Annotated in this window: 8 protein-coding genes; 6 read left to right on the plus strand and 2 right to left on the minus strand. The window is 44.6% G+C overall.

The genetic code is table 11. The features are described from left to right. Nucleotides 1–76 precede the first annotated feature (76 nt). Entirely contained in the window at nucleotides 77–730 is a 654-nt protein-coding gene (locus tag H6G26_RS35795; protein WP_242054161.1) for a hypothetical protein, read from the minus strand. A gap of 109 nt (nucleotides 731–839) precedes the next feature. Further along, nucleotides 840–1172 (minus strand): hypothetical protein, encoded by a 333-nt coding sequence (locus tag H6G26_RS35800; protein ID WP_190736086.1) that lies wholly within the window; start codon nucleotides 1170–1172, stop codon nucleotides 840–842. A gap of 205 nt (nucleotides 1173–1377) precedes the next feature. On the opposite strand from H6G26_RS35800, the gene H6G26_RS35805 reads away from it, so the two are divergent. The 6 genes from H6G26_RS35805 to H6G26_RS35830 all read left to right on the plus strand — a co-directional run. Then, nucleotides 1378–1935: a hypothetical protein gene (locus H6G26_RS35805; protein WP_190736088.1), complete on the plus strand. Its 558-nt coding sequence runs from the start codon at nucleotides 1378–1380 to the stop codon at nucleotides 1933–1935. Between the two features lie 322 nt (nucleotides 1936–2257). After that, entirely contained in the window at nucleotides 2258–2653 is a 396-nt protein-coding gene (locus H6G26_RS35810; RefSeq protein WP_190736090.1) for a nuclear transport factor 2 family protein, read from the plus strand. A 181-nt stretch (nucleotides 2654–2834) separates the two neighbouring features. After that, nucleotides 2835–3080: a hypothetical protein gene (locus H6G26_RS35815; protein WP_190736092.1), complete on the plus strand. Its 246-nt coding sequence runs from the start codon at nucleotides 2835–2837 to the stop codon at nucleotides 3078–3080. After that, a complete protein-coding gene (locus H6G26_RS35820) occupies nucleotides 3044–3424 on the plus strand; it encodes a hypothetical protein (protein WP_190736094.1) in 381 nt (126 codons plus the stop codon). Before H6G26_RS35815 ends, H6G26_RS35820 begins: the two co-directional genes overlap by 37 nt. Before the next feature lie 59 nt (nucleotides 3425–3483). Then, nucleotides 3484–3690, plus strand: a complete 207-nt coding sequence (locus H6G26_RS35825) for a hypothetical protein (protein ID WP_190736096.1) — start codon at nucleotides 3484–3486, stop codon at nucleotides 3688–3690. Nucleotides 3691–3869: 179 nt separating this feature from the next. Continuing rightward, on the plus strand, nucleotides 3870–8029 hold a 4160-nt coding region (locus H6G26_RS35830; RefSeq protein WP_190736098.1), incomplete at its 3' end, for a serine/threonine-protein kinase PknK.

An 8029-nucleotide genomic window follows, 5' to 3' on the forward strand; every position in this document is an offset into this window, starting at 1 on the left:
TATTGACACTCAGTCCTAATAAACGTCCTTACTACCAACAAGGAGAAAGAGCGATGAGGCTTATTCTATCTGCATCCTAGCCCTTTTTGTAGCCCCCTAAGGAACAACCCTCCTTCAACCACCAGTTACCATCAGTGCATCCGACTTCGCCCAATTTGCGTAGTTTGCCGTCTTCAGTATCGTGGGTATAAATGCCATCATCGAGAATTTCAAACCCATAATTCTGGCACTCGTTGAAGATATGCGCCATGATTTGGTTTTCGGTCGTGGGGGGTGTTGCTTCTTTTTCCTGCACTGGCAGTGTCCCATCTTTGTAGTGAGTGCAGATGAAGCGATCGCAACGCATTAGAGTGTTGGCACGAAATACTTCTTTGCCGTTTACCATCACTACCCAAGGCTGGGTTAGATTATCGTCGTGGGTGATGCTGGCTATCATTTGATTACCAGCATAATATTCGTGATGGTCAAACGAGATTTCGACTATTGTGAGGGGTTCGGGAGCGATGGCTTGGGCTTGGTCAGCGATGTAGCCGTCGAGTTCGGTTTGGGCGAGGGCTTGGTTGTCAACTTTCTGAAGCTGGGTGGATTGGTGGGCGATGATTGCGTTTACCCAGGTGTCGATCGCTCTTTTGTCCCCGGTGGGTGTTACGCCTAATTCGGCAGCGATTCTTTTGAGGCGGGGGAGGTTATAGCGGGAAAGGGCTTGCTGTGTGTAGTTTGGATGGGTCATAATAGAAACTCCTGTAAAAGGGCCAAAGGGTGATCGCAGAGCCTACGAAACTTGAGCGGTCGCCTTTTGTTTTGTATGTTTCTATTTTACCGTTGTCAACGGACAACGGTCAAGCAACAACAGTAATTATTTTGGCAGTATCGAAAAAATCAGTGATATCAGCATTTAGTGCTTCACACAAAACGTTAACAACCTCTACTGAAACAGTGATTGTTCCACTTTTGAGGCGAGTAGCATAATAATCGGGCTGTTCTAATTGCTGAATATATTGGTGTGCAACCTTTTGACCAAGTTCAGTAGTTTTTTGCTCAAGCTGACGCCGAGGTATATTTCCGCGTAATTCTGTTAACTTTTTAGCTTGTTTATTACCCCATTTGAATGTAGCAATATGTTCAATATCTATCATCGTAGTAATTTTTTTACCGTTGCTACTTGCCAGCATAACATTTTAGATTTATTGTTGTAAGCAGTAATAAAGTACCTTACAGGGAGGTGGCATGACCGTTCATGTCATCAACTTTGTATTACTATGCAACAACCAAAGATAGTGATCACCTTGTGTAGTTAGGAAAATTTACTCTTAGTTGAATCATGGAAGTAGTAAGTAAGGGAGCGATCGCTTCTTTAAGAAATCTGGGCTATGGGAGATGAGCAACAGCCCTAGTAAAAATCGCCGACGCAAGGGCGAGGGCAACGGTTCTATTCACTGGCGCATCATAACTAAGAAGGGGAAGGATTACCCCCAAGCTTATTACCACTGGCAAGAAAATGGAAAGAAAAGGACGAAGTACATCCCTAAAAAATTACTAGGGGATATTCAGGAAGCTGAAGCAGCCAAACGTCCAGTTGTAGAGATATTACAGATGTTGGGGGTTGAGGTTAGCCCTAGTAAATTACTAGGGGATAAACAGATAAACCCTAGTAATGCAGCTTTAGAAACAAGCCCTAGTAATGACATATCCCCTAGTAAAATGCGGCGAAACAAAGGTGAGGGGAGCGGTAGTATTCATTGGCGAACCATAATTAAGAACGGCAGAGATTACCAACAGGCATACTATCACTACGAATTTTGGAGTGAGGGCGATCGCTTGGTCAAATCGTCGAGGTACATTCCCAAGCGGTTACTGAATCATGTTCAGCAGATGGAGCAAGAAAAAGCGGCTGTTAAGGAGATATTACAATTGCTGGGGATGATGAAATCATGATTCTGAAGCTGTCACGGTAACTCCTGTTGAAATACCTGACTGACTGAACAAGAGAGAGTGTCGGGAGCAAAGCGGTGAAGCAGTCCGCAGAAAGGGGTTTTTCCAAGTAGAGGAACTGCCGAATCCGTAAAGGTTTCCGTCGACTCTAAACCCCATCACAGAGAAGGGCTTGCCGATAGGCAGCACTACTGTTAAAACCGAGCTAAGTTGCGAGATTCAGCAAAAACATCAATCTCGATGCACTTTCTGTTGATTTTCCGTATAGTAAATAGTTGGGCTGTTTTCTTGTTTTAATGACATTCGTATTGGATGGTGAACAATTATGAGTTCAAATCAGCAGTTTCTGCAAAATTTATACGAAGCCTTCAACAAAGGCGAGATTGAAACAATCATCTCGGTGATGCACCCGGATGTGAAATGGGCCAACGGGGTGGAAGGCGGTTTCGTTTATGGACGCGACGCGGTGCGCGAATACTGGACTAATCAATATAAGGTTATTCAAGTGCAGCTTGAAACCTTAAAATTCGAGACGGATGAAAACAATCGAAATGTCGTTACCGTTCATCAAATGGTCAGAGATTTGCAAGGCAATTTGCTTGCGGATGCAACAATTGAGCAAATTTTTACTATTGAGGATGGTTTGATCAGTCTTTATGAAATTGGCGAAACCGAAACAATCCAACAGATGATTCAAAAGACGAGAAACAAAAATGAGTAATTGAGAAGGCAGTTACAATTCGAGGCGTTGCTTTACTGATCGCAATGAAGAGAGGTTAGTAACTTTGGTCAGATTCTGTATAAATACTTCACCGCTATTTGCTCCCATCGTAGCCAAACATCCGCTTGCACTTGACCGTTTAGAGCCTTTTCATATTGCCCAAAAGAATTAAGATGTTGACTTGCTGCCCCACCCCGTAACCGCAAAAAAAGCCACCATCTCCGCATCACACAATCCAGAATTTCCCAACTCAGACATTACCCCTTCAGAAGACCCAGCTTCAGCAATCATTGACGTTCCTGCTGTTGAAGTTCCAGAATTAACCGAGCAGGAGCAGAGCGATAAGCCTGACGGCATGGCTACGCTTACCGCCTGCATTTGGAGCGAAAGGTGGAACGGGCCTTTTTTGAGGCAGGAAAGGCATTAATGGAATTACGGGATCGCAAGTTATATCGCTCTACTCACAAAACCTTTGAGGAGTATTGCCGCGTTCGCCCTTGGCGTTGGCGAAGCCATCGCTTTGGCCATAATCGTCGCCAGTCTTATCTTCTAATGGATGCAGCAATAATATTTGATAACTTAGAGCAAAAATGTGATCGTTCCGATCACATTTTGCCGACGAATGAGTGGCAAGTTAGACCACTGTCCAAGCTTGAGCCGGACATTCAGCCCGAAGCATGGAAGCAAGCTGTAGAGTCTGCCAACGGGAAAGTACCATCTCATCGCATTGTCAAAGATGCGGTGCAGCGAATACTTGCCTGCGGAGCGTGAGCAGATGCGGGTGATTTGCGATGGCGTAACCGCCCACCGTAGGTGATCGCATCGGTCGAGTGTATTCAGATTCGCTGGAGGAGACAGTCAAAAGCCTGTTGCAGTTATTGGGGAAGCTGAATCGACCAAATCTTACTGTTGTGGAAGAGAAATTATTGACGCTTTCAATGGAGATATCACCACAACGGGACAGTAAGGAAGTTAAGTTGTACGAGGGATGTGGCAAAACTTTCCGCAACTGGTGTCCCGTGCTATGCCAGTTGTAAGCGTGAGTGCTGTAGAAACGCTCTACATAATTGATACAGCGCTTGTAAGTGAACGCCATCACTCTGCAACTGGTTAGAAATGAACAAAACCAAATAGGATTTCAGAAGATGAAAAATCTAGATAGCTGGATTGCTGTATAGTTTTGGTTATGCCAGATTATCATCTCAAGAGTTGCTCTATGATTGCTCTACCTGGTATTGCCATCCAAGACAAGATATATGAAAGTTCTAATTCTCTAGTGTACCGGGGCATCAGAGACGATGGAGTAGGGGTCGTCGTAAAAATGCTAAAGCTTGATTATCCCTCTCCCCAAGAACTAACCCGCTACAGACAGGAATATAAAATTACCCGCTCCCTTAACTTGGAAGGAGTTATCAAGGCATACAGCCAGCAGGACTATCAACGGACTCTGGTGATTCTCTTAGAAGATTTTGGGGGAGAGTCCCTAGAGCAATGGATGCACAAGCGTCCAGATATCTTCTGCCCGATGCCTTTATCCACTTTTCTAGATGTGGCGATCGCTGTTTGCGATATTCTGGGCAGAATCCATGCAGCCAATATCATTCATAAAGATATCAACCCTGGAAACATAGTCTTTAATCTGGATACTGGCGTTGTCAAAATTATTGACTTTGGGATTGCAACCCAATTTAACCGCACGAATCCGACGTTCAAAAGTCCCCATGTGTTAGAAGGCACGCTTGCCTATCTGTCGCCAGAGCAAACCGGGCGAATGAACCGGATGCTCGACTATCGCACCGATTTCTACTCGCTAGGCGTAACCTTCTACGAACTGTTAACTGGACAGCTACCGTTTGAAACAACGGATATTCTGGAACTAGTCCATTGTCATATTGCTAAAGTGCCCGTTCCACCTCACGAACTGAATCCAGCGATCCCTAAAGCCGTTTCAGATATCGTTTTGAAATTGATGGCGAAAAACGCCGAGGATCGTTATCAGAGTGCCTGGGGCATCAAAGCAGATTTAGAAATTGGTCTTCACCAGTTCGCACAAACCGATAAAATCGATGGCATTCAACTCGGTCTTCAAGACGTTTCGGATCGGTTTCAAATTCCCCAAAAATTGTATGGACGCGAAGCAGAGATTGAAGCATTATTAGCAGCGTTTGACAGAGTAGCACAAACGCAAAATGGAGAATTGAGAGTGAAAAATCAAGAAAATTCTCAATTCCTTGTTGAGATGATGTTGGTATCTGGCTATGCTGGGGTAGGCAAATCAGCTCTAGTACAAGAACTCTACAAGCCGATCACTGCAAAACGCGGCTATTTTATCTCTGGTAAGTTTGACCAATTTGGGCGTAATATTCCCTACAGCGCGATCGCCCATGCCCTGCAAAAATTGGTGCAGCAACTGCTGGGTGAACCAGACGAGCAAGTGCAACAATGGCGAGATCGTCTACTCACTGCTTTGGGAAGCAACGGACAAATTATCGTAGATGTCATTCCCGAAGTTGAGTTCATTATTGGCAAGCAGCCACCTGTGCCCGAAGTTGGAGCAACAGAAGCACAGAATCGCTTCAATCTCACGTTTCAAAGGTTTGTGCGGGCGTTTTGTGCAAAAGAGCATCCCCTGGTCATCTTTTTAGACGATCTACAGTGGATCGATTCTGCGACGTTGAAGTTAATTGAACTCATATTGCTTGACGAGCAAACTCAATCTCTGTTTTTGATCGGAGCCTATCGAGATCATGAAGTGTCTTCAACGCATTCATTAATTTTGATGCTGGAGAGCTTGCGAAATCAGGGTGCAGCGCTTCAAGAAATTACCCTGACTCCTTTAACGCTCGAACCCTTGACTCAACTGGTGGCTGAGACATTACATCGCAATCCTGATACCGTTCGTTCCTTAGCCCAAGTCGTGTTGCGTAAAACCGAGGGCAATCCTTTCTTTGTTGGTGAATTTTTGAAGCTGCTGTATGGCGAAAACCTGTTGACCTTTGATGCTCAACAGTTGAGTTGGCAGTGGAACCTAGCTGAGATTGAAGCTCAAGATATCACTGCTAATGTGGTGGAGTTGCTGCTGCGTCAGTTGCAGAAATTGCCGTCAGCAACACAGCAAGTTCTCTCCATAGCGGCTTGTGTTGGGTCTGAATTTGATTTAGAAACGTTGGCGATCGTTTGCGAAAAATCACCGAAAGCAATTTTCCAGGATTTATTAGAAGCAATACAAGCTGGATTAATTCAACCTCTGTCTGAATTAGACAAAGACTTGTTAGTTCAAGAGTATAAGTTCTTGCATGACCGGGTGCAGCAAGCTGCATACGCCTTAATCGATGAGTCGCACAAACAAGTTGTTCATCTCCAAATCGGTCGTAATTTACTAGAAAAGACCTTATCAAAGCGGTTATCAGAGAGGCTGTTTGAGATTGTTGAGCACCTAAATCATGCGATTGAGCTTGTAACCGATCAAGCAGAACGCCATGAAATTGCCAAATTAAATTTAATCGCAGGTCAGAAAGCGAAGGCAGCGATCGCCTATAGTATGACTCAGAACTATTTAGCCGCAGGGAGAGCATGGCTGGTAGTTTCTAGCTGGAAAACAGACTATGACCTGACATTAGATTTATATCTAGAAACAACAGAAGTTGCGTATTTGTGTGGCGATTTTGAGCAGGTAGAATCCTGGGTCGCGATCGTTCTGCAAGAAGCTAAAACGGTTCTCGACATCGTAAACTTTTATGATGTCAAAATTCAAACCGACACAGCGCAGGGTCAGCCATTGAAAGCAATCAATACTGCGTTGCAAGTTTTACAGCAATTGGGGATCAGTTTTCCCGAAAAGCCAAGTCAGTCGGATATTCAGCTTGAACTAGACACAATCACATCCCGATTCAGTGAGAAGCTGATCGAGGACTTTATTCATCTGCCGGAAATGACCGAGCCGGAAAAGTTGGCGGCGATGCGGATTCTATCAAGTATAACGGTTGCTGCCCAGATGGCTGCTCCCGATCTGATGCCTCTACTTGCATCTAAACAGGTCAACCTGTCAATCCAGTATGGCAACGCGTTTGTGTCACCCTTTGTGTATGCCACCTTTGGGTTAATTCTTTGTGGAATGGTCGGAAACATAGAGGTTGGCTACCAATTTGGACAGCTTGCTCTCAGGAACTTGTCACAGCCTCATACCCATTCACTCAGAGCTAGAACATTACTGTTCGTAAATGTCTTCATCATCCACTGGAAAGAACATATTAGAGAATCACTGGAGCCATTACTAGAAGGCTATCAAAGTGGACTAGAAACTGGGGACTTAGAGTTTGCTGCATATTGCGCTCACGGTTACTGCTTCCACTCCTTTGTCGTCGGAAAGGAACTCGTGGAACTTGAACGCGAGATGAGGATATACAGTGAAGCAATCCGTGAAATCAAACAGAAAACAGCACTAACCTTGAATCAACTATTTCACCAGTCTGTCTTAAATTTGATGGGATGCTCGGTCAATCCATGTCGTCTAATTGGCGAATCTTACAATGAGGAGAATAGACCGCCACACTATGAAATAAATGGAAACTTAATCTTTAAAATACATTTCAACAAACTTTTCCTATGCTATCTATTTTCTGAGTACTCTCAGGCAATTGAAAACTCAACCCTAGCGGCAAGTCATTTGAGCGAAGTAATAGCGGCTCCCTCGGAGCATTTGTACTACCTCTATGACTCTCTGGCAAGACTGGCTACATACCCCGGAAGCAGCGCTCAAGCTCAGTCGGAAATCCTCAAAAAAGTTGCTGTTAACCAGGAGAAAATGAAACAATGGGCACATTATGCACCAATGAATTATTTGCATAAATATTATCTGGTGCAAGCCGAGACTGCACGAGTTTTGGGTCAGTTGCTTGAGGCAGAAGAATTCTACGAACAAGCGATTCAAGGAGCTAGAGAAAACGAATACATCCAGGAAGAGGCGTTAGCATACGAATTAGCTGCCAAGCATTATCTAGCGCGAGGTCTGGAAAAATTTGCTCAGCTCTACATGAAAGAAGCACACTACTGCTATGAAAGATGGGGAGCGATGGCAAAAGTCAAAGATTTAGAAAAACGCTATCCACAACTACTCAATTCCAACGTGATTCGGCAATCGAACTCAATCTTGACCGCTAAAACGATCCTTCATCCGACTGCGGCGATCGATTTGGCTGCGGTAATGAAAGTAGCTCAAGCTCTTTCAGAAATAATCCATCTCGATCAATTGATCGCCACGTTAATGCAGGTGGTGATAGAAAATGCCGGAGCCGAAACAGGCGCTCTAGTGCTCCTAGAAGACGATCAACTCACTGTGGTGGCTCAGTGCAGTGGGAGTAGACAGTGCAACCTGGA

It is taken from the genome of Nostoc sp. FACHB-888 (assembly GCF_014696655.1).
Lineage (GTDB): Bacteria > Cyanobacteriota > Cyanobacteriia > Cyanobacteriales > Nostocaceae > Nostoc.

Bases quoted from the DNA above. Each gene is read 5' to 3' on its own strand.
- H6G26_RS35810 (WP_190736090.1), top strand. From the start codon at position 2,258: ATGAGTTCAAATCAGCAGTTTCTGCAAAATTTATACGAAGCCTTCAAC.
- H6G26_RS35795 (WP_242054161.1), bottom strand. From the start codon at position 730: ATGACCCATCCAAACTACACACAGCAAGCCCTTTCCCGCTATAACCTC.
- H6G26_RS35805 (WP_190736088.1), top strand. From the start codon at position 1,378: ATGAGCAACAGCCCTAGTAAAAATCGCCGACGCAAGGGCGAGGGCAAC.
- H6G26_RS35800 (WP_190736086.1), bottom strand. From the start codon at position 1,172: ATGCTGGCAAGTAGCAACGGTAAAAAAATTACTACGATGATAGATATT.